This is a genomic window from Fodinibius sp. AD559 (assembly GCF_052712805.1).
Genome location: NZ_JBQPVW010000004.1, coordinates 1 through 20,852, shown reverse-complemented (window position 1 = coordinate 20,852; position 20,852 = coordinate 1). Strand labels below are relative to the sequence as shown.

General features: G+C 43.3%; 14 protein-coding genes and 1 tRNA gene. 4 read left to right on the top strand and 11 right to left on the bottom strand.

What is annotated here, in order from left to right; genetic code table 11:
• Window positions 1-32: 32 nt before the first annotated feature.
• Window positions 33-695, bottom strand: a complete 663-nt coding sequence (gene fsa, locus ACQ4LT_RS08190) for a fructose-6-phosphate aldolase (protein ID WP_445665549.1) — start codon at window positions 693-695, stop codon at window positions 33-35.
• Between the two features lie 241 nt (window positions 696-936).
• Here fsa and ACQ4LT_RS08185 point away from each other — a divergent pair, with 241 nt between their 5' ends.
• The 4 genes from ACQ4LT_RS08185 to ACQ4LT_RS08170 all read left to right on the top strand — a co-directional run bounded on the left by ACQ4LT_RS08185 (window position 937) and on the right by ACQ4LT_RS08170 (window position 9,017).
• Window positions 937-2,160 (top strand): efflux RND transporter periplasmic adaptor subunit, encoded by a 1,224-nt coding sequence (locus ACQ4LT_RS08185; RefSeq protein WP_445665548.1) that lies wholly within the window; start codon window positions 937-939, stop codon window positions 2,158-2,160.
• 30 nt (window positions 2,161-2,190) lie between these two features.
• Window positions 2,191-5,460 (top strand): efflux RND transporter permease subunit, encoded by a 3,270-nt coding sequence (locus ACQ4LT_RS08180; protein WP_445665547.1) that lies wholly within the window; start codon window positions 2,191-2,193, stop codon window positions 5,458-5,460.
• A gap of 10 nt (window positions 5,461-5,470) precedes the next feature.
• Complete coding sequence (locus ACQ4LT_RS08175; RefSeq protein ID WP_445665546.1) at window positions 5,471-8,539, top strand: efflux RND transporter permease subunit; 3,069 nt, start codon at window positions 5,471-5,473, stop codon at window positions 8,537-8,539.
• A gap of 139 nt (window positions 8,540-8,678) precedes the next feature.
• Entirely contained in the window at window positions 8,679-9,017 is a 339-nt protein-coding gene (locus tag ACQ4LT_RS08170) for a YtxH domain-containing protein (RefSeq protein ID WP_445665545.1), read from the top strand.
• A 130-nt stretch (window positions 9,018-9,147) separates the two neighbouring features.
• On the opposite strand, the gene rpoC is transcribed toward ACQ4LT_RS08170, so the two are convergent.
• The 10 genes from rpoC to ACQ4LT_RS08120 all read right to left on the bottom strand — a co-directional run.
• Window positions 9,148-13,488, bottom strand: coding sequence for a DNA-directed RNA polymerase subunit beta' (gene rpoC, locus ACQ4LT_RS08165; protein ID WP_445665544.1), 4,341 nt, complete (start codon window positions 13,486-13,488; stop codon window positions 9,148-9,150).
• A 53-nt stretch (window positions 13,489-13,541) separates the two neighbouring features.
• Window positions 13,542-17,357 carry a DNA-directed RNA polymerase subunit beta gene (gene rpoB, locus ACQ4LT_RS08160; RefSeq protein ID WP_445665543.1) on the bottom strand — a complete coding sequence of 1,272 codons (3,816 nt, stop codon included), beginning with the start codon at window positions 17,355-17,357 and terminating at the stop codon, window positions 13,542-13,544.
• A 180-nt stretch (window positions 17,358-17,537) separates the two neighbouring features.
• Window positions 17,538-17,909 (bottom strand): 50S ribosomal protein L7/L12, encoded by a 372-nt coding sequence (gene rplL, locus ACQ4LT_RS08155; RefSeq protein WP_445665542.1) that lies wholly within the window; start codon window positions 17,907-17,909, stop codon window positions 17,538-17,540.
• A gap of 53 nt (window positions 17,910-17,962) precedes the next feature.
• Window positions 17,963-18,487 (bottom strand): 50S ribosomal protein L10, encoded by a 525-nt coding sequence (rplJ, locus tag ACQ4LT_RS08150; protein WP_445665541.1) that lies wholly within the window; start codon window positions 18,485-18,487, stop codon window positions 17,963-17,965.
• A 21-nt stretch (window positions 18,488-18,508) separates the two neighbouring features.
• The gene (gene rplA, locus ACQ4LT_RS08145) at window positions 18,509-19,210 is read right to left on the bottom strand and encodes a 50S ribosomal protein L1 (RefSeq protein WP_445665540.1); all 702 of its coding nucleotides are present in this window, start codon (window positions 19,208-19,210) and stop codon (window positions 18,509-18,511) included.
• A gap of 16 nt (window positions 19,211-19,226) precedes the next feature.
• Window positions 19,227-19,658 (bottom strand): 50S ribosomal protein L11, encoded by a 432-nt coding sequence (rplK, locus tag ACQ4LT_RS08140; RefSeq protein WP_445665539.1) that lies wholly within the window; start codon window positions 19,656-19,658, stop codon window positions 19,227-19,229.
• 74 nt (window positions 19,659-19,732) lie between these two features.
• A complete protein-coding gene (gene nusG, locus ACQ4LT_RS08135; RefSeq protein ID WP_445665538.1) occupies window positions 19,733-20,296 on the bottom strand; it encodes a transcription termination/antitermination protein NusG in 564 nt (187 codons plus the stop codon).
• Window positions 20,293-20,475: a preprotein translocase subunit SecE gene (gene secE, locus ACQ4LT_RS08130; protein WP_445665537.1), complete on the bottom strand. Its 183-nt coding sequence runs from the start codon at window positions 20,473-20,475 to the stop codon at window positions 20,293-20,295. The genes nusG and secE overlap by 4 nt, the downstream gene beginning before the upstream one ends.
• A 24-nt stretch (window positions 20,476-20,499) precedes the next feature.
• Window positions 20,500-20,572, bottom strand: a tRNA-Trp gene (locus tag ACQ4LT_RS08125).
• A 70-nt stretch (window positions 20,573-20,642) separates the two neighbouring features.
• On the bottom strand, window positions 20,643-20,852 hold a 210-nt coding region (locus ACQ4LT_RS08120), incomplete at its 5' end, for an EF-Tu C-terminal domain-related protein (RefSeq protein ID WP_445665536.1).

The following is a 20,852-nucleotide window of genomic DNA, read 5'->3' as shown; positions in this document are numbered from 1 at the left end:
GAGCATTGATAATAAAAATAATCAGCTTGTACTTACTTATTGTCGAGCTCTTTTTGCAATTTATTCCAATCGTCAAGAAAACGTTCTAAGCCACTATCTGTTTTGGGATGATGTAGCAGTTGGTCAATTACTTTGAGTGGAATAGTAGCAACATCAGCTCCTAATCGTGCAGATTCAAGTACATGCATGGGATGACGAATGCTGGCTGCAAGAACTTCTGTTTCAAATCCATAATTGTCGTAGATAGTAACTATATCTTCGATGAGCTGCATGCCATCATCAGAAATATCATCTAACCGGCCAATAAATGGGGAAATATATGTTGCTCCTGCTTTTGCCGCCAACAAAGCCTGTGTTGCTGAAAAGCAAAGTGTGCAGTTAGTACGGATACCCTCATTAGATAGTGTTTTAATTGCTTTAATTCCATCCTTAATAAGTGGAACTTTTACCACAACGTTATCTGCAATATCAGCAAGATGGCGTGCTTCGGAAACAATTTCATCATATTCCGTTGACACAACTTCAGCCGAAACGTCACCGTCAACAAGATCACAAATTTTTGCAATATGACCCTCAAAATCAGCAACTCCAATTTTTGCACACAAACTTGGATTCGTTGTAACCCCGTCTAATATCCCTAAATCATTCGCTTCCTTGATTTCATCAAGATCAGCAGTATCAATAAAAAACTTCATAAGAAATCTATTCTTTGTTGGTTATTTTTGCTGGCGGTAAGATAAAAAAATTGGTTCTCTTTCTTAATTATCTCTTTATCAATTTTTCTACGGCCTATACTTCCAATAATAACAACTATGATTGTGGAGTTGTTAAAAAGTTTAAAAAAACCATTAATAAAGAGTTATCCCGTATCATTTTTCGGTTGCTTACGTAAAGCTATTTCTTGCAGGCATTTACAATACCAAAAACATTATACACGTGAAGAAGTCATCCTATTATCTTGTCATTATTTCCCTAATTGTTCTACAAGCATGCAGTGGTAATAATGGACCTCCGGCTAATTTTAACAATTCGGGACAACAACAGCAGCGAACCAGTGTAGAAACAGTTACAGCTGAAACAAAAAGTATTTCTGACCAAATTAAATCGTTCGGAAATATCAGAGCTGAAGAAATTGTAAACATCACTCCGCAGGTTTCCAACAGAATAACCCACATTTATGCTGATCTGGGAGATACAGTGCGACAGGGCGATGTCATGGCCAAAATATATGATGCTCCTTTTCGCGATCAATTTGAGCAGGCGAAATCTCAATTAGAACAAAGTAGATCTGCTTATATCAGAGATAGCCTACAGTTTAACCGACAGAAAAAACTTTACGAGCAGGAGCTCATAAGTACATCAGAATTTGATGACGTACAGGCAACATTCCAAAATAGCAAGGCTCAGTATGAATCGTCACGGGCTAACCTGACACAAAGCCGGGAAAATTTGGGAAACACAGAAATCACTTCGCCCGTCTATGGGGTCGTTCTCAGCAAAGAAATTTCTGTGGGTGATGTCGCTACAACGGGCCAAACAGCGTTTGAAATTGCCAACCTGACGGGCTACCAGACGCGTATTTATTTACCTGCAGAAGAATGGCGAAAGATAGAGGTAGGGCAAAAGGTTAATTTTCGACTTTCCAACAAATCCGATATCAGTGGACGTGGACGCGTCAGCCAAATAAGTCCTCGGCTGGATCCGACAACCGGATTGGGGGAAGTGGTTATCAGTTTGACCGAAAGCAGCTCCTTTATTGCTCAAGGTGTTTTAGTCGAATCTACAATTAATGTTGAAACTCACAAAAATGCCGTAGTAGTCCCCCGATCAACATTGGTTGAAAACGTACAGACATTCATAGAACCTGAATCGAATTCAATACAGCTGCAGCGCTCCTATTCTGCTTTCGTAGTAGAAGGAGATTCTCTGGCGCTTCAGCATAAATTGGAGCTTGGTATTGAACAAGGAGACCAAATAGAAATCTTAAAAGGCATTGAAGCCGGCGATGAAGTAGTCATAACGGGCCAACGTTCATTAGGAGACAGTACCAAGGTTCGGATTGCCAATCAGCAGGATTTCACTAAACCTTCACAGATTCCAATCGAAAACGCATCTTCAGATAGTACCGAGCAGTCAACAGATCTTGAGTCTGACGAATAAAAGCTCCCCTATAAGGACCTATATTTTTTTATGAAAGCACTTGCAAAAAAAGCGGTTGAGCGTCCAGTTACCTTCTTTATGATAAGTCTGATTGTCATTGGTTTCGGGCTCTTCGGGCTCTCCAATCTGAGGCTTAATCTCTATCCTGATGTATCTTTTCCAACCATTACTGTTTACACCACATACGAAGGAGTAGCTCCGGGAGATATGGAAACGCTCGTTACCCGTCCCATAGAGGAAGCGGTAGGAAGTATCAGCGGAGTTAGGGAGGTTCGGTCGATGTCTAACCAGGGAACTTCGGTTGTTAAACTGGATTTTAACTGGGGTACCAATTTATATAATGCGGAATCGGATGTGCGGAAGGAACTTGATTTCGTACGTCGAACAATTCCAGACGGTGCCGAACAACCCATTGTCTTTTCGTACGATCCCAACCAAGAACCTATCATAGTCCTAACCCTAACTTCCGATATACGGAGTCCTCGTGAACTCCGAACCATTGCCAAACAAGATCTGGAACAACATCTGGAACGCATTCCAGGCGTGGCATCCAGTGAAACCTCCGGAGGCTATGAACGGCAAATAAATATTGATATCAGCAATAAACAGATGCGGGCCTACAACCTCAGCATTTCAACTATTGCAAATAAGTTACAGCAAGAAAATATACAAGTTCCCGCCGGTGAACTTATCGAGGGCCGCACCATCTACTCCCTGCGTACGATCGGTGAATTCAAAAACGTAGAGCAAATTCGGAATACCATTATTGCAGTTCGCGAGGGCGAGCCTCTCATTCTCAGGGATGTAGCCACAGTCGAAGACGGCATTGCACAGCCCATCGGCAACGTACACGTAAATGGTGAAGAGGGAGTCATCCTGAATATTTATCGCCAAAGCGATGCCAATGTGGTAACAACCGCTAATGCCGTAGTCGATAACATTGACAATTTAAATCGTATCCTCCCCGACGACGTTTCTGTTAAAGTACTTACAAACAAGGCAAACTTTATTAAAACTTCGATTAATAACTTGCTTTGGACGGGACTACAGGCCATCATATTGGTAGTCCTTATTCTGCTGACCTTCCTTCGAAGTGGGCGCTCAGCTCTTATCATTGCCATTTCTATACCCGTATCTATAATATCTACGTTCATCATTATGGATTGGGCAGATCTGAGCCTCAATATCATTTCACTCTCGGGTCTTACACTGGCTGTGGGGATGGTTGTGGACGATGCCGTAGTTGTTCTGGAAAATATTTTTCGTTTCAAAGAAGAGGGACACGATCGAAATGAGGCCTCAGTATGGGGAGCACAGGAGGTAGCGGTTCCGGTCGTTATATCTACCCTAACTACGCTTGTAGTATTCATTCCCATCCTGTTTGTCCCGGGAATCGCAGGATTCCTATTCCGAGATTTAGCCCTCACTATCTCTTTTGCGCTTTCGGTATCCTCTCTTGTTGCGCTCAGTCTCATTCCGATGATGAGTTCTCAACTATTAGATACCAAGACATCGGATAAAGCCACAAATTCCTACCTCAGGCAACTGCTCGACTGGAGCCGGGGAAGTGTCTATAAACGAATATTAGCTTCACCATTACTTTTAATAGGCGCACTCATTTATCCAGTTATCTGGGGATTCAAATATATTGGGAAGAAAGTCGGATCATTTTTTAGTACTAAAGTGGGCCCATTTATCGACAGAGGGCTTGATCGTATGGAAACCTCATACCGGGATCGATTAACAGTCCTTTTAGATCATAGTGGCACCGTTGTTATCTCAGCAGTACTGTTATTTCTGCTGACATTGCCAATATTCGGTCTCCTCGGTGGAGAATTTTTCCCTAAAGTAGATGATAATACATTTATCTTAGACGTTCAGCGGGAACCGGGAGTAAGTTTAATTGAGCTGGAACGTTCGGTTTCCCGAATTGAGCAAGTCATTGACAGAGAAGTACCGGAGACTCGGCTTGTGGTATCCGATTTTGGGGATAAAAAAGGCATTGAGGGCGCAGAAAATCCTGGTGGATATAACGGAAGAGTTCGGGTAGAATTAATTCCCCAAAGTGAACGTTCACGGTCCGAGAGAGTTATTGTCGCTTCCCTGCTTGAACGGCTTACCCAGGTACCCGGCACAGATATTAAAGAAGTTCAGGAAGATCCCTTAAGTCCGCAAGGCGAAAGCGGACTTATCGTACAAATATTTGGGTATGAATCTGAACAAAGAGAAGAACTGGCTAATGTTGCTAAAAACAGATTACAGGATATTGACGGCATTGCCAACGTATATAGTGCTGCTGAAGAAGGACGTCCCGAGCTACAAATTACCATGGATCGAGAACGTATTTCCCGACTGGATATGAGTACTTCCCAGGTAGCTTCGGCCCTCGGGAATGCTGTCAAGGGCAATTTAGCAACTACTTATGTTGATCAGGGAGTAGAATTTGAGGTTATGGTTCAGCTTCAACAAGCTGACAAAACAAGTGTTGATGATCTCAGGAATTTACAGATAAAAACGCCCGACGCAGAATGGATGCCCCTCTCAAACCTGGCCCGCATAGAGCGTTATAGCGGTCCAACTAATATCCTTAGAATTAACCAAGAACGCATTACGGAAGTAACCGCCGATTTAGCCGGCATGGATTTAAAAGAAGCCAGCTCACAAGTACGTCAGCAGCTGGACACAATCAATTGGCCGGAGGGGTATCGATACGAAATTTCAGGTGCGGCCGAAGATCAGCAGGCATCATTTAATTATTTGATGATCGCTTTTATTATTGCCGGTATTCTCACCTATATGGTCATGGCCTCACAATTTGAAAGTCTGGTGGAGCCGTTTATAATCATCCTTACGATTCCATTGGCGCTGACTGGTGTTTTGCTCATGCTTTGGTTAACGGGCACCTCAATCAGCGTTACCTCTATGGTGGGACTAATACTTTTGTCGGGTATTGTGGTTAACAATGGTATTGTCATGATCGACTATATTAAAATCCTACAAGCTCGAGAAATGGAACGTAACGAAGCTATAATAAAAGGGGCCGGGCGACGCCTCCGCCCTATACTCATGACAGCTTTTACAACAATCCTGTCAATGGTTCCCCTTGCTCTGGAGCTGGGTTCAGGTTCTGAGACGTGGAGTCCTATGGCCCGAACGGTCATTGGCGGACTGGCCATGTCCACCTTCCTGATGCTTTTTGTGGTTCCCTGTCTCTATCAACTGATTAATATTATGGTAGAGCACTTTGGATTCGATTCGGTACATAAAGAAGATCCTCTGCTGCAATCGGAATTGAAATAATGAAAACGCTATGAAGAAATTTACATTAGCCGGCAGCATTTTAAAACGACCGATCAGTGTTATCATGATTACGCTGGTCATTATCGGATTCGGTGCATTTTCACTTTCCAACCTAAAAGTGACGCTCACGCCTTCTTTAAACATCCCTGTACTTGCAATCTCGACCAACTACAGCAATGTAGCACCTGAAGATATGCAATCCCTTATTGTTGAACCTATTGAAGGTGCAGTTTCGGCAATTGAGGGTATCGAAACGCTGGAATCCAACATAAGCAAGGGAAGGGCTTTTATTATCCTTCGATTAAAAGCAGGCGTAAATATTCGTCATACAGAACTAAAAGTACGGGAAGAATTATCGCGTATTCGCAACGAACTCCCCGAAGAAGCAGCAGAACCGGTAATATTTCAGTTTGATCCCGACAACTTTCCCATTATGCGATTGAGTTTGGATTCTGATCACACCGGGCTGGATGAGCTGCGACGTCTGGGAGTAAAATTTATAGAACCCCGTATTGAACGGTTAGGAGGAGTAGCATCGGCAGATACTCGCGGAGGGCTTGAACGCAAAGTATTTATTAATGTATCCCCCATGTCACTGGCACAGCATCGCCTTATTCCTTCTGATATCGAATCAGCTCTGCGATCCAACAATGTTCAGGTCCCTATTGGCGATATACAAAATGGCCAAAACAGTTTCAGTCTCCGTGCCACTTCTATGTATTCTGATATAGAACAAATAAGACAAACAATTGTGAAAGTTACTGACGATGGAGTACCCATTCGCATTAAAGACATAGCCGAGGTTGAAGACAGCTTTGCTGAAATTACAACGCTTGTTGAAATCAATGGGAAAAACAGCGTCTCTCTGGAAGTTCAAAAGAAATCCGATGCCAATACCCTGGATGTTGTCAATGCTGTCAAAGATCAACTATCAAATATTAACAAAAATCTACCGCCCGACGTTAGCCTGCAGGTTCTGACTGATGACGGAGAAAATATTGAAAATTCGATATCAAACCTCACGCAATCGGCACTCGCTGCGCTCCTTGTTGTTATTGTCGTTCTGCTGATTTTTATGGGGGGATGGCGAATCTCGTTGGTTGTTGCAGCTACCATACCGGTATCTATAACAGCGAGTTTCGGGGCAATGTATGCTGTCGGGCTCTCACTGAATATTTTGACTATTACTGCCCTGGCCTTGGCTATTGGCCTGTTGGTAGATAATGCCATTGTCGTCTCTGAAAGTATTGCCCGTAAGCTGCAAGAGCATACAGACAAAATGCAGGCTGTTCTTGAAGGTACCAATGAAGTGGTTGGTGCGCTCTTGGGAGCAACGCTAACTACGCTCGGAGTTTTTGTTCCCATTATTGGCTTATCCGGAGTTCAGGCACAACTATTTGTAGAATTTGCTATCACTATTAGTATTGCTATCGGGATATCCTTCATATCCTCAATTGTATTGGTTCCCGTACTTGCCCTGCTATTCTTAAACAGCGATCAATTTAAGTCACAGTCAGGTACTTCCGGAAGCATGCATAAACTGGAACAGTGGTATGCCCGTTCTCTACGGTGGATCATGTTCCGAAAATGGACTGCTGTTATTGCTGCCCTCGCTATCTTGGGATGCACTTACCTATTATATAACAATTTAAGATTTGAATTCTTTCCACAGTCCGATTCCGGAAGTGTATCCGTCAATATAGAGTTACCGTCGGGAACGAAACTTGTAAAAACAGCTGAGGTTTTACGAGGCTTTAGTGACCAACTCCAGCAAAAGGATATAGTAGAGACGGTAGTTACTCAGATTGGCCAGCGAGGCTTCACCACCCGAACGAGTGTCGGACAAATGACAATTACCCTCGTCGATGAAGCAGAGCGCGATATTACTACCAACCGCTTTTCAGCCCAATTGCGTCAGGAATTACAGTCCCCGGGAGTGGACGTCAATATAAGCGGTGGCGGAGGTGGATTCGGAGGCTTTGGCGGCGGAATAACCCTCAGTCTTGTTGGACCGGAAATAGACGTACTAAAAGCGATTTCTGACAAAATAGAACGCACACTACTTACAAATCCCAATGTGATATCTGTAGATAACGGACGTTCCGATCCTACTCCGGAATTACATTACCGTGTTGATCGACAGCGAATAAGCAGAATGGGAAGTTCTCTCAATGACGTTGCAAGTTCGCTTAAAACACAGGTGCAAGGAACGCGCGTAGGCTTTTTACGTCAGCAAGGCCGAGAAATCCCCATAGAAGTACGAGCCTCCAAAAATGATCTTACCAGTCGAGCACAACTCCTGGATCTCCAGTTATTGCAAATAGAAGACCAGCGGTTGCCTGTGGCCGCCCTGGGTACCTTTGAAAGCGTAGAAGGCGTTGATCAAATTTCTCGCCGCAATCGCGAAACCGTACTGGATGTCAATATTGAAGTCGATGGAAATCCCAATGAATTTCGTAAGGAAATTACCGGTATTATACAGGAACAGGTAGTGCTTCCAGAAGGCTATCGCTACGAATTTACTGGATCTCTTCAAGAATCCGATGAAGGAAGTAATGAAATTTTATGGGCCCTGCTCTTTGCGGTATTGCTCACCTATATGATTATGGCATCACTGTTTGAAAATTTCGTTGATCCTTTTGTAATCTGGTTCAGCATACCTTTGGCATTCTTTGGGGCCTTATTTGGGCTCTGGATAATAGGAACGCCACTGAGTGCCACTGCCTTTATAGGAATGTTTATGCTTGTCGGCATTATCGTTAATAATGGAATTGTATTGGTAGACTATATGCATCTCTATACCAAACATAACGCCCATTCAGATTCCTTACTCAACAATGCCATTGAAGCCTGTAAAAGACGTCTCAGACCCATTCTTTTAACAGCTATCACTACTATTTGCTCAATGATTCCGCTTTCTTTGGGAATCGGTACTGGCGCAGAGATCTGGGTACCCCTGGCGCGAGCTGTTATTGGGGGTCTTCTCTTCGGTTCTATCCTAACGCTCTATGTAATTCCTGCCTTTATCATGGGGAATAAAAAGGATAGGCGTGAAGCAATTCGTCAGCATAAAGAGTAAATATTAATTCTTGCAATCACTTTTAAATAAGTTCTTTAAATTGCATATTAAAGCAACAAAATTGACGTTAATAATATACAGTATCTAATTAATCTCACTTATATTTGAAAAAACAGGCTACAGGAGGCAGGAGTTTATTATGAGCAAATCAAAAGACTTTACACTTGGTTTAATATCCGGAGCATTAGTAGGTTCGGCAGTAGCTTTACTTTACGCCCCGGATAAAGGAAGCAATACCCGCGATATAATATCGTATCGCTTAAGTTCTTATCTGGATGAGCTTACACATCTTATTGACCGTCTTTCGGAAGAAAAAGAAGCTATTTCTGAGGCTAAGCGACAAGGTGATCTCGTCGTTGAAGATGCCCGTCATCGAGCCGAAGATCTTATCCGTGAAGCGGAAGATCTGTTAGATACGATTGATGAGTCAGAAGGAGCTAAAGAGAATAACTCTACTCAAGAAAAAACTGATAAATAATCCTGATTTTTTTTAGATGTATATAGCTTTTAATCAAAGCTATATTTTTCCTTTCAAAATTAATTTAAAATAAAAAGAGCCCGTCATTTCTGACGGGCTCTTTTTTTATTCAATTATTTGCATGAAGTGATTAGGATTCATCGTCCTCTACATCCGCTTCCGCTGTTGGTTTCGCTTCTTCTCCATTGCCTTCAGATCCGGCAAGCTCATCGAATACTTTAGCAACTTCTTGCTCATCTTCGTCAAGCTCTTCTTTCTTACCAACAATCAGATCATCATACTTACGGAGACCGGTACCCGCAGGTACTTTGTGTCCAACAATTACATTTTCCTTGAGCCCTTGGAGCGTATCCTTTTTGGCCTCAATAGATGCTTGTGTCAGCACTTTTGTAGTCTCCTGGAAGGAAGCGGCAGAAAGCCAGCTTTCTGTAGATAGTGCGGCACGCGTAATACCGAGCAGTATCGGCTTGGAAATAGCCGGTTCGGCTTCACGTGTTTCAATCTCATCCACACCTTCTTTAATTAATTCATTATTTGTTTCTCGAACTTCGCGGCGTGTGAGCAGTGTTCCCTGCTTAAGATCACTTCCACCCGGATCAGTAACAACGTATTTACCAATAAGCTCATCGTTCTTATTGTTGAGCTCAAATCGGTCAACTTTATCTCCCTCAAGATACATTGTATCGCCGGGATCTGTTACCTCTACCTTCTGCATCATGGTGCGAACAATGGTCTCAATGTGCTTGTCATTGATCTTCACACCCTGTAGTCGGTAAACCTCCTGAATTTCATTCACAAGATACGACTGTACAGCATAAGGTCCGAGAATATTCAGAATTTCTTCGGCCGGAATAGTACCGTCAGAAAGTTGCTGACCAGCTTCTACATAATCATTTTCCTGCACAAGAATGTGCTTGGACAGAGAAATGAGATAAGTCTTTTCGGTCTTGCCATCTTTACTTTCAACGATAACTTCCTGCTTACCTCGCTTACGGCCACCCATCTTAACAATACCGTCAATTTCTGATACTGCAGCAGGATCACTTGGCGAACGAGCCTCAAAGAGTTCCGTTACACGCGGCAGACCCGCTGTAATATCTTTGGATTGACCGGTAGATCGTGGAATCTTAGCGAGTACCTGTCCGGCAGCAACCTCTTCTTCGTCTTCTACAACAATGTGTGTATCAACGGGGAGCGTTTTCTCCCGAACTTTATCATCATCACCTTTAACCAATAATGTTGGTATGAGTGAACGATCTTTAGAATCAATAACGACCTTTTCACGGTGACCTGTTTGAGCATCCGTTTCTTCCGAAAACGTAATATCTTCGAGGATATCTTTGTACTCAACAACACCATCAATCTCAGCATATATATTAGCGTTGTACGGATCCCAAGTACACAGTGGTACTCCTTTAGGAACCTCATCGCCTTCTTCGACCAAGAGTTCAGAACCGTAAGGAATGTTGTAGGAAATAAGTTCTTTCCCTTCCTCGTCCTTAATCTTGATTTCTCCGGCACGACTGAGTACGACATCATGAATCTCTTCACCGTCATCGTATTCCACAGCGCGGATATTTTCGAACTCAACCTCACCTTCAAACTTAGCCTTGTGCATTGATTCTGACTCAACACGAGAGGCCGTACCACCAACGTGGAAGGTACGTAGTGTAAGCTGAGTACCGGGCTCACCAATTGATTGCGCTGCAATAACTCCTACAGCCTCACCAACCTGAACCATTGTACCACGGGATAAATCTCGGCCGTAGCACATAGAACATACTCCGCGTTCCGTTTCACAAGTAAGTACCGATCGAATTTCAACTTCTTCAATAGAAGTTTCGGCAATGCTTTGTGCAACTTCTTCATCAATCAGCTGATTAGCTTCACAGAGAAGCTCATCAGTAATTGGATCGTAAATATCGTGTAGTGAAACACGACCGAGAATACGATCTTCGAGGCTCTCGATAACATCTTCGTTGTCTTTCAGAGCCTTCATCTTAATACCACGCAGCGTTCCGCAGTCTTGCTCATTAATAATAATATCCTGAGAAACATCAACAAGTCGACGTGTCAGATAGCCGGCATCAGCAGTTTTAAGAGCCGTATCGGCAAGACCCTTACGGGCACCGTGCGTAGAAATAAAGTATTCCAGAACCGTTAGCCCCTCTTTAAAAGATGAGAGAATAGGATTCTCAATTACCTCGTTTCCTTCTTGTTGGGAACTTTTCTGCGGCTTCGCCATCAGTCCACGCATACCACCAAGCTGACGGATCTGCTCTTTAGAACCTCGAGCACCGGAATCAGCCATCATAAATACCGGGTTAAATCCATCCTTATCTTCTGTCAACGCAGTAAACAGCGACTCAGAAACACGGTTCGTGGTACTTGTCCACTTATCAATAACCTGATTATAACGTTCGTTATCGGTAATGAAACCCATCTCGTAACGCTCATCAATTTCGGCTACTTCTTTTTTAGCTTTTTCAAGCAACTCATCTTTTTCATCAGGTGTTACAATATTTTCGAGGCTAAAGGAAATTCCACCCGTTGTAGCTTCCTCAAAACCGAGACGTTTCATCTCATCCAGGAATTTGGCAGTACGAGCTGTTCCAACCTCATAGTGGATATCACCAATCAATACACGCAGCTCTTTCTTGCCGAGCGTCTTGTTCACAAATTCCATTGGTTCAGGCAGAATCTTATTGAACAACACTCGTCCGGTTGTCGTCTTAATAATCTCCTGCACTTGTTCACCGTCTTCATTTTCTTTGGTGATACGGAGATTAATCTTGGCGTGCATATCAATACGATCACGATCATACGCAATCAAGACCTCATCCAGATTGGCAAAGGTTTTACCCTCCCCTCTCTTATCACTGGCCATCTTGGTCATATAATAGATGCCAAGAACCATATCCTGTGATGGTACCGCAATAGGTCCACCGTTGGCAGGACTCAACAAGTTATGAGATCCGAGCATAAGTACTGATGCCTCTAAAACAGCATCATGACTTAGCGGCAAGTGAACAGCCATCTGGTCACCGTCAAAATCAGCATTGTAAGCCGTACATGCGAGAGGATGCAATCGAATAGCCTTTTCTTCAATCAATACCGGCTGAAATGCTTGTATACCAAGTCTGTGCAATGTCGGTGCTCGGTTAAGAAGCACGGGATGACCGTCAATAACATTTTCGAGCACTTCCCAAACAACCGCATCACGCCGATCAACTACTTTCTTCGCTGACTTAACCGTTTTTACATATCCGCGTTCAATAAGGCGACGGATAATAAATGGTTTGTACAATTCTACAGCCATCTCTTTGGGCAGACCACACTGATGCATCTTCAGTTCAGGTCCTACCACAATTACCGAACGACCAGAATAGTCAACACGCTTTCCGAGCAAGTTCTGCCGGAATCGTCCGCTCTTACCTTTCAGCATATCACTGAGAGATTTTAGGGGACGGTTATTACTGCGTACTGCATTGGATTTACGGGAATTATCATAAAGCGAATCAACGGCCTCCTGCAGCATACGCTTCTCATTACGCAAAATCACATCCGGCGCTTTGATATCAATCAGACGCTTGAGTCGATTATTTCGGATGATGACCCGTCGATAAAGATCGTTAAGATCAGAAGTAGCAAATCGTCCCCCTTCCAGAGGCACAAGTGGTCGCAATTCCGGAGGAATAACAGGAATCACACTTTGGACCATCCACTCGGGACGGTTTTCGGTATGTTGATTTGCGGCACGGAACGATTCAATGACCTGCAGACGCTTTAGCTTTTTCTTCTTACGCATCTGCGATGTTTCGTTACGAGCTTCGTAACGCAGACGATAAGCAAGCTCATCCAGATCCTGAGTTGCTAATAGCTCTTCAATAGCCTCAGCACCTTCTTTGGCTCTGAATTTATCTTCATCATCGTCATCCATCTCCCATTGATCTTCGGGAAGCTGTTCCTGAATATCGTAATACTCTTCTTCAGAAATCAGGTCTCCCTTCTTGTAACCAAGATCACGGGCAACCCCGGGATTCATAATCACATAGGTCTCGTAATAGACGATCTTCTCAAGATTTTTGGAAGAATATCCGAGGAGATATGCGAGTTTGTTGGGTAGTGATTTGAAGTACCAGATGTGTACGACGGGTACGGTCAGGGAAATGTGTCCCATACGTTCACGTCGAACAGCTTTTCGGGTAACCTCTACACCACAACGGTCACAAATAATTCCTTTATAGCGGATCCGTTTGTATTTGCCACAGTGGCATTCATAGTCTTTGACCGGACCGAAGATCTTTTCACAGAAAAGACCATCCATTTCCGGTTTAAATGTACGATAGTTGATTGTTTCGGGCGTTAAGACTTCGCCGTGCGACCGAGACAGGATAGTCTCAGGTGACGCAAGGGAAATACCAATTTTATCGAAGTCTTTCGAAACTGTTAATGTGTTAGTAGTCGGCAAGGAAGTACCTCCGGATTGACTTTATTGTAACAGTATAAATTCTGTTGTTCTAATTAGTCGATGTGAATATCAAGGCCAAGACCCATCATCTCGCGTAGCAGTACCTTGAATGATTCTGGCACATCACCTTCAGGCAAGTTTTCGCCTTTTACAATAGCTTCGTATACGCGAGAACGACCTTTCACATCATCACTTTTTACAGTAAGCATCTCTTTGAGGATACTGGAAGCGCCATAGGCATAAAGCGCCCACACCTCCATTTCACCAAGACGCTGACCACCAAACTGTGCTTTACCACCCAGTGGCTGTTGCGTAATAAGAGAATACGGTCCGATTGAACGAGCATGCATCTTATCCTGAATCAAGTGATTCAACTTAAGGATATACATATATCCAACTGTTGATTGCTGATCCATCGGTTCACCGGTTCGGCCATCGTATAATGTAACACGGCCATCTTCAGGCAAGCCAGCTTCACGCATTTTCTCTTTCACCTGCTCTTCGCTGGCGCCGTCAAAAATGGGCGATGCAAATTTAACACCCAGTTTCTCACCGGCCCATCCAAGAATAGTCTCGTAAATCTGACCGAGGTTCATACGAGATGGTACCCCCAGCGGATTAAGAGCAATATCAATAGGAGTTCCGTCTTTCATGTACGGCATATCTTCTTCCGGTACAATCTTGGCGATCACACCTTTATTACCGTGACGTCCGGAAAGTTTGTCGCCTACTTGTAGCTTACGCTTTTTAGCAACATAAACTTTCGCTTTCTGGATGATTCCAGGCGGGAGATCGTCTCCAACCTGTATCTGATATTTTCTTCGTTTAGCTTCGGTATCAATTTCTCTTCGAAGCGAACGATAGTTTTTAAAGAGCAATCGCACATGTTCTACCAATTCATCATCGGTAGCCCACTGAATATTTTCGTTAATATTCACGGGATCGAGTTCTTCAAAGTCCGACTTACGATACTTTTCACCCTTAGGAATAAGTTCAACTCCGCTGAAATCGTATACACCGGGAGATGTTTTATCCCTCAGTAGGGTATAGAGCTTGTCCACCATTTTACTGTTCAGATCATCAACTTTTTCCTGATGACGCTCATTTTCGAGCTCAACCTGCTTCTTCTCCTCTTTGCGGGAAATCTGCTCATCGCGCTTGCGGCTAAAGAGCTTTGTATCAATTACAGTACCCGATACTCCCGGAGGAACTTTCAATGATGCGTCTTTAACATCTCCGGCTTTATCACCAAAGATTGCACGCAGTAGTTTTTCTTCCGGTGTAGGATCAGTCTCACCTTTAGGGGTAATTTTTCCTACAAGGATATCGCCGTGGCTAATCTTAGCACCCGTTCGGACAATTCCTTGCTCGTCAAGATCTTTGGTAGCATCTTCACTTACATTCGGAATTTCTCGGGTTAATTCTTCTTCACCACGTTTAGTATCACGGACCTCCTGCTCAAATTCCTCAATATGGATAGAGGTGTACATATCTTCCTGAACAACACGTTCACTTACTACAATCGCATCCTCAAAGTTGTATCCTCTCCAAGGTACAAATCCGATAAGAACATTCCGTCCCAGCGCAAGTTCACCTTGATCAGTAGCACAACCATCAGCCAGTGTTTGACCTTTCTTAACCTTATCACCAACCTCAACGATCGGCGTCTGGTTTATGGTCGTATCCTGATTAGTACGTTCAAACTTCAATAAATCGTATTTTTTAATACCCTCATCAAAGTAGCACTGCTGCTCCATATCACTACGATCGTACTTAACATGGATCTCTTTCGCACTTACATATACCACCTCTCCATCTTCGTCAGCAGTAATGATAGCACGAGAGTCTTTTGCAGCGCGATGTTCCAATCCAGTACCAACAACCGGCGAATCGGGACGCAACAACGGTACAGCCTGACGCTGCATGTTAGCTCCCATAAGAGCACGGTTAGCATCGTTATGTTCAACAAAAGGAATTAACGATGCGGCAACAGACGCAATCTGGTTTGTTGAAACGTCCATAAAATGAATTTCTTCCGGATCGGCCAAACCAACTTCACCGTCGCGGAAGCGAGAGAAAATATTATCATTCTTGAAGACTCCCTTCTCATCGATAGGAGCATTTGCCTGAGCAATAATTGTTTCATCTTCCTGCTCGGCAGATAAATACTCAATATCTTTCGTTGCCCTTCCATCCTTAATCTTGCGATAAGGCGTTTCGAGGAAACCAAAGTCATTCACTTTTGAATGCACACATAGGGATGTAATAAGACCAATATTGGGTCCCTCTGGAGTTTCTATGGGACACAAACGTCCATAGTGTGTATAGTGAACGTCACGAACCTCAAATCCAGCCCGTTCACGCGTCAACCCACCTGGTCCAAGTGCCGACATACGACGTTTGTGCGTCAGTGTCGCCATCGGATTGGTTTGATCCATAAACTGCGACAGCTGGTTTGTACCAAAGAACGTATTAATAACAGACGAAATCGTCCGTGCATTAACCAAATCTTGTGGTGTCAGCTGCTCAGCATCACGAGAGTTCATTCGTTCTTTAATCGTCCGCGACATCCGCGCAAGACCGATAGAAAACTGCTGCGATATTTGCTCACCAATAGTTCGAACACGACGATTACTCAAGTGGTCAATATCATCGACCTGAGCTTTCATGTTCTTCAATCGGATGATTTCTTTGATAATAGCCAGGATATCGTCTTTCGTCAGATAACGGATATCCATATCCACGTCAATTTTCAGACGCTTATTTAGACGGTATCGACCTACTTCACCAAGATCATACTTTTTGTCGCTAAAAAACAGACGTTCAAGCACCTGTCGTGCCGTTTCAGCATCAGGCATTTCACCGGTTCTAATTTGGCGATAAATTTCTGCAAGTGCTGATTCTTCATCGTGGGAAGGATCTTTACGCATCGTATTCATAAATACGTCTCGCTCAGACTCTTCCGGCTCAAGTGTTTGAACACGAATCTTATCTAAGTCGGCTTCTTGTAACAGCCCATAATCATCTTCCGTCAGCTCATGATCAACTTCGAGAAGTACTTCTCGGCTCTCTGCCTCAGTAACTTCTCCCGTCTCATCATCAATAACCTCTTCAATTTTTTCTTCTACAATATCCGTAGCAAGGCGTCGACCGACGAGCTCTTCTTTATATTGCTTCTTGGATTCGATTTCAACGAGCTCAGTTCCTCCAAAAAGGTTAAACAGTTCTTCATCACTGGAGTATCCCAACGCTCGAAGCAAAGTTGTAAATGGTACCTTCTTCTTACGATCGATATAGGCCCAAAGTACATCTCGAATATCTGTCGAAAACTCAATCCAAGATCCTTTAAAAGGAATTACCTTGGCATTATACAGTTGCGTACCATTGGGGTGCACGTTCTGACCGAAAAATGCTCCCGGCGAACGGTGAAGTTGACTTACAATAACCCGTTCAGAACCATTGACAATAAAACTCCCTTTTTCCGTCATCCAGGGTAGATCGCCCAAAAATACTTCCTGTTCAATTGTTTCGGTAGTCTCGTCATCATCGTCAACAGCAGAGAGACGGAGCTTTGCCTTCAGAGGTACGGCATAAGAAAGCCCACGCTCTTGGCATTCTTTAATACTATATTTTGGAGTATCCACACTATAATGCATGAATTCCAAAATATGCGTTTCCCGAGAATCCTGAATGGGAAAGTTGTTGTTAAATATTTTTTGGAGACCCTGATTTTTACGGTCTTCCGGTGCTATATCCAATTGAGTAAAGTCCGAAAACGATTCGAGCTGAATATCCAAAAAGTCAGGATAGTCAAGCACATGTTCGGTACTTCCAAATGATAAGCGGTCGGTGAAAGGTATTTTCTCCATTTTACTTTGTTTATTCAAAAGGAACCTCTCCTTTAAAATTAATTAGATGATGATGAGCTGAATTTGCCGCTTCTATGCACTTTATACAAAGTGAATTGGTAGCTTGCAAATAGACGCCAATAGCCAATACCGTAAAACGATATTGGCTAATGACAAATAAGTTATTTTATTGAGCCTTAATTACTTAAGCTCAACTTCAGCACCTGCTTCTTCAAGCTTAGACTTAAGGTCTTCAGCTTCTTCTTTAGAGACAGCTTCTTTTACTGGGTTCGGTGCATTATCAACCAATTCTTTGGCTTCTTTAAGACCGAGACCAGTAATGCTGCGCACTTCCTTAATAACAGCAATCTTTTTGTCTCCGGGACCGTTCAGAACAACATCAAATTCAGTTTGTTCCTCTTCACCGCCACCTTCTCCGCCACCGGCTGCTACTACAGCGCCTCCGGTTGCAGGCTCAATGCCGTATTCTTCTTCAAGAAAGTTTGCGAGTTCGTTTGCTTCTTTTACAGTTAAGTTGACTAATTGTTCAGCTAAATCTTTAACGTCAGCCATTGTTTATTTCTCCGATTGATCTTTATGAATTGAAATTCGTGTGTTAGTAATTGTTATTCGTCGCCTTCTTCAGCGATTGTTTCAAGGGCTCCGGCAATATTTCGACCGGGAGCTTGTAAAGCACCTACAACATTAGAAACAGGACCAAGCAAGAGACCAACAATGTCTCCGATAACCTCAGTCTTAGACTTCATAGCAGCCAAGGTTCCAAGCTCATCCTCACCGTAATAATCTCCGTCGATGATTGCAGCTTTAAATTTTGGCTTTTCTGTTTCTTCAAATAGATTTTTAATCACTTTTGCGGGTGCGGCAAGCTCTTCTTCTACAAAGGCAAAGCCATTTTGCTCAACCAAGTGGGGATACAAATCTTCATATCCACCAACTTCGTCCATGGCTCGTTTTACCAAGGTGTTCTTATACACTTTATACTTGATATCGCCTTCAAAGAATTCGCCACGCATGTTGTTGGTTTCTTTTACCGACATGCCTGAGTAGTTGGTGATATATACAGCACCTGAACTTTTCAGATCTTCGGTAATTTCTTCAACTTTTTGTTTCTTTTCTGCTAATGTTGGCATTATTCAGTTCCTATTTTGTCTTTATGCAGAAATTACGGATGAACGACTCAATGGAATACTTGGGCCCATTGTTGAACTCATAAACGCGCTTCGGATATACAATCCTTTAGCAGAAGCGGGTCTGAGTCTCATGACCGTGCGTAAAAATTCCAGAGCGTTTTCACGGATTTCGCGGGCATCAAAACTTACCCGTCCGATTGAAGCGTGCAATATACCATACTTGTCTACACGAAAATCAATCTTACCGGCTTTAGCTTCTTCAACTGCCTCAGCGACATCGTTTGTAACAGTACCACTTTTCGGATTAGGCATAAGTCCACGCGGACCCAAAATGCGTCCAAGCTTACCTATTTGCCCCATAACATCCGGAGTAGCAATAATTACATCAACATCTGTCCATCCTTCTTCAATTTTTTCTATATACTCGTCAAGACCTACATGATCTGCTCCGGCCTCTTTGGCTTCTTCTTGCTTAGCTTCATTAACTAAAGCTAATACGCTTATTTCTTTCCCCGTGCCGTGTGGCAAGGTAACAGAACCGCGCACCATCTGATCGGCATGCCGGGGATCGACTCCCAGACGTAAATCCAGATCGACGGATGCATCGAAGTTAACCGTAGAGGTTTTCTTCACAAGATCACAAGCTTCCTCCAGAGTATATTCCAACTCGGAATCAATGAGCTTTGCGGCCTCTTGGTATTTTTTTCCTCGTTTAGTTGACATAAATTAATTTTACCTTCTATTTATCTCTTTGTACTCGCAGCCCCATACTTCTGGCCGTACCTGCAATCATTTCTGCAGCATTCTCAATCTCAAAAGCATTGAGATCCTGCATCTTCTGTTCTGCTATCTCTTTGCACTGGGTCCAAGTTACCTGGCCAACTTTCGTTCTGTTTGGCTCTCCGGAACCGGACTCAATTCCAGCTGCTTGTTTTAGCAGTACTGCAGCAGGTGGAGTCTTCGTTATGAAAGTGAAGGATTTATCCTGATACACAGTAATTTCAACCGGAATAATCGTTCCGGCGTCTTCTTGTGTAGCAGCATTAAATGCCTTACAAAACTCCATAATATTGATTCCAGCCTGACCTAACGCAGGTCCAACAGGTGGTGCAGGATTTGCCTGCCCGCCACGAATCTGGAGCTTAAGTACTTGATCTACTTTTTTTGCCATTTTAATTTACTGCTTGTACTTATTCTTATTTGCCGCGTAATAGCTCACTTTGCATCAAGTGATTAGTTATGTGGTCAAGTTGCAGGTTCTACCTGGTTCACACCAACTTCAACCGGGGTCTTTCGACCGAAAATACTTACAAGAACACGTAGTTTGAGTTTATCAGTATTAACCTCTTGTACGGTTCCGTCAAAATCCTTAAATGGTCCATCAATAACTTTAACAATATCCCCTTCGTCATAAGGGATCTCAATCTTGCCCTCTTGCTCCGCCATATCTTCATTATCCTGAACTTGTCCAAGAATTCTATTTACCTCAGACTTACGGAGAGGCTTGGGCTTGTGCTCCTTTTTGTTCTTCAAAAATCCTATCGTTGACGGAGCACCCTGAATAAGATTATTTACTTCTTCATCATATATCGTTTTTAGCATAATATAACCGGGCAGAAAATTCTTTTCGCGCGTCTTTTTCTTTCCCGACCGTATCTCAATTATCGTTTCAGTAGGAATCAACACCTCACTGATCTTATCTTCCAGTCCCCGCATTTCAATCTCACGATCCAAATAACGCTTCACTTTTTTCTCGTGATTTGAAAAAACACGAACTATGTACCACTGATGTTGATCTTCTTGTGTCATTGATAAATGGCTTCTAATATCGTGCTATAAACTTGATCTACCGCAAAAATAAATGCAGACAAGATGATTGTAAACACTACTACAACAATAGTATAGTCGACCAACTCGTCCTGATCTGGCCAGGAGACTTTCTTCATCTCCTTGCGCACATCCTCTAAATATTCTTTAATCTTATTCATGAATTTTATTCAATTCTAAACTTGCACGGGTGGAAGGACTTGAACCCACAACCTTCGGTTTTGGAGACCGCTGCTCTGCCAATTGAGCTACACCCGTATATGCCGAAAGAACAGACTTTTAATAAGCCCATCCTTTCATGCAATTTTACGTGCAGAAACGTGTCTTATTACTCAATAATTTCAGTTACAACACCGGCGCCTACCGTGCGGCCGCCCTCGCGGATCGCAAAGCGCAGGCCTTCTTCCATCGCGACCGGCTGAATCAGACTCACTTCCATCGTCACGTTATCGCCCGGCATTACCATCTCTACGCCGTCGGGCAGCTCGCAGCTCCCCGTCACGTCTGTGGTCCGGAAGTAAAACTGCGGGCGATAGCC